Source organism: Actinomycetota bacterium (assembly GCA_005774595.1).
Taxonomy (GTDB): Bacteria; Actinomycetota; Coriobacteriia; order Anaerosomatales; family D1FN1-002; genus D1FN1-002.
This window is the reverse complement of the sequence record VAUM01000298.1, coordinates 1-2,437: the sequence shown is the minus strand read 5'-3', so window position 1 is coordinate 2,437 and position 2,437 is coordinate 1. Positions and strand designations below refer to the sequence as shown.

2 protein-coding genes are annotated in these 2,437 nt (G+C 71.1%); both read right to left on the bottom strand.

The genetic code is table 11. The features are described 5' to 3' along the window. Positions 1–102 precede the first annotated feature (102 nt). On the bottom strand, positions 103–324 hold the full coding sequence (locus FDZ70_09330; GenBank protein ID TLM70148.1) for a hypothetical protein: 222 nt from the start codon (positions 322–324) through the stop codon (positions 103–105). 104 nt (positions 325–428) lie between these two features. Continuing rightward, entirely contained in the window at positions 429–2,297 is a 1,869-nt protein-coding gene (gene pknB / locus FDZ70_09325) for a Stk1 family PASTA domain-containing Ser/Thr kinase (protein TLM70147.1), read from the bottom strand. Positions 2,298–2,437 lie beyond the last annotated feature (140 nt).

The following is a 2,437-nucleotide window of genomic DNA, read 5'->3' as shown; positions in this document are numbered from 1 at the left end:
ATGCCCCGGTATGCGCGCACCATCAGCGGGAGGAATGCGACCGCGAGTACGAGGATGATCAGTTCGCTCTGCTGGATCTGCGCAGGGATCATGCGGGGTTGCTCACCCGCGCGCCGCGTCGAGGATCGCGCGGGCGCGGTCCGTCTCGTCGGGGAACAGGTCCGGCGGGACCGCTTCGCGTCCGAGCGCCTCGAAGACCATGCAGCGCGCGCAACTGGACCAGTCGCCCTTGCAGAACTGCTGCTTGAGCACCTCGGACATGGACGGCATGTTCTTCATGCGGTCGTTGAAGAACGGGCACGCGGGAAGGCAGATGCAGTCCATCGCACGACCCCCTTCCGCCCCGGACGGGACCCTCAGCAAGCGTATACCCTTGTGCGCGGGTGCGCGCGCGGCGGTCAGGCGCCGGCGAGCGTCTCGCGCGCCGCCTACGGGCCCGCGGGCTCGCGGGCGACGGTGATGGTCACCACGGTGTCGTAGGGCACCTTCGACCCGCCGGGCGGGTCCTGATGCACCACGTGGTCCACGTCGCCCGGCTCGACCGCGTCCGACGGCACGATGGCCACCTGCAGTCCGGCGGCCTCGATCAGGCCGCGCGCCTCGGTCTCGGTCTTGCCCTCGGTGTCGGGCACGGTCGTCTCGTTCTTGCCCTTCGACACCACTATGGTGACCGTCTGCCCCACCTGTAGCACCACGCCCGTGTCCGGGTCCTGCGAGATGACCTTGCCCTTGCCCACCGTGTCCGAGTAGTCCTCGGTGATCTTGACCTTGAACCCGGCGTCCTCGAGCGTCTTCTTCGCCTCGGTCGAGGTCTTGCCGGTCACGCTGGGGACGGCCTTGGTCTCGATGCCCTTCGACACGACGAGGGTGACCTGCGAGCCGGAAGGCAGGCTCGCGCCCGCGGTCGGCTCGGTGCCGACGCAGACCCCCTCGGCGACCTTCGCGTCGTAGACGCGCTTGATGGGCTGCAGCTCGAAGCCCGCCGCGCGCAGCGTGTTGTAGCCCTCGGTCTCGGACATGCCCTTGACGGCCGGCACGTCGACCATCTCGATGCCCTTGCTCACCGTGACGGTGACGGTCGTGCCCTTCTCGACCCGGTCGCCGGCCTTCGGATCCTGCGCGAAGACGGTGCCGGTCGGCTCTTGCGAGTACTCCTGGACGACGTCACCGATGGCCAGCCCGTCGCCCGCGAGGCTCGTGGTGGCCTCCTCGAGCGTCATGCCCGTGAGGTCGCGGACCTGGACGGTGCGCGGGCCGAGCAGGCCGAGCGCAGCCGCTGCGGCGATGCCGACGCCGAGCAGCAGCACCACCGCCACGATCCACGGCCACGCGGCGCGACGGCGCGGCGGCTCGGGCGCGCGCCGCACCTGCGGCGTGCCGGCGGCCGGCGTGGCGCGCACCTCGGGCATCACCGTCGTGTCGCCGATGCCGGACCCAGGCGCGGGCACGGCGGCGGGCGTCTCACCGTGTGCGGCGCGGCGCAGGTCTTGGCGCATCTCGTCGGCGGTCGCATACCGGCCGCGCGGGTCCTTCACGAGCGCGCGCATGATCACGGCCTCGAGCGCGGGCGACACGTCGGGCCGCAGCTGGCGCAGCGGCGCCGGCGCGTCGTGGACCTGCTTGAGCGCCACGGCGACCGGAGTCTCGCCCGCGAACGGCGGCGAGCCGGTGAGCAGCTCGTAGAGCACGATGCCGAGCGAGTACAGGTCCGACGCGGCGGTCAGCGGGCGCCCCTGGGCCTGCTCGGGCGAGACGTACTGCGCGGTGCCGAGCACCGAGCCGGTCTGGGTGAGGTCGTCGCCGTCGGTCATCCGTGCGATGCCGAAGTCCATGACGCGCACGCGCCCGTCGGGCATCAGCACGATGTTCTGCGGCTTGATGTCGCGATGGATGACGTCGTAGCCGTGCGCGACGGCGAGCGCGGCGCAGATCTGCTCGCCGAACTCGGCGACCTGCGCCGGGGCGAGCGGGCCTTGCGTGCGGACGAGCGACTTGAGGTCGGTGCCGCGGATGTACTCCATGACGATGTAGTACGCGTCGCCGTCGGCGCCCCAGTCGTAGATGTTCACGATGCCGGGATGCTGGAGGTTCGCGGCAGCCTGCGCCTCACGGCGGAACCGCTCGACGAACGCGGGGTCCTGCGCGAACGAGGAGCGCAGGACCTTCACGGCGACGGTGCGCCCGAGCGTCTCGTCGACGGCCTTGTAGACCTCGGCCATGCCGCCGGCGCCGACCTTCTCGGTCACGCGGTACCTGCGGCCGAAGACCATGTCGTCCAAGTGGCTCTCCCCGTTCATGAGCGGGGCCCTCGCCCCGTCGCAATCTTACTCGATGCCCGCCTGTTGCCGCCCTACTTCGTCGCGGCCAGCGCGGTCTCGATGACAGGTCTGGCGGCCGACTCGCCGCGCGTGGCGATCGCGGTGGTGCTGGAGAACGC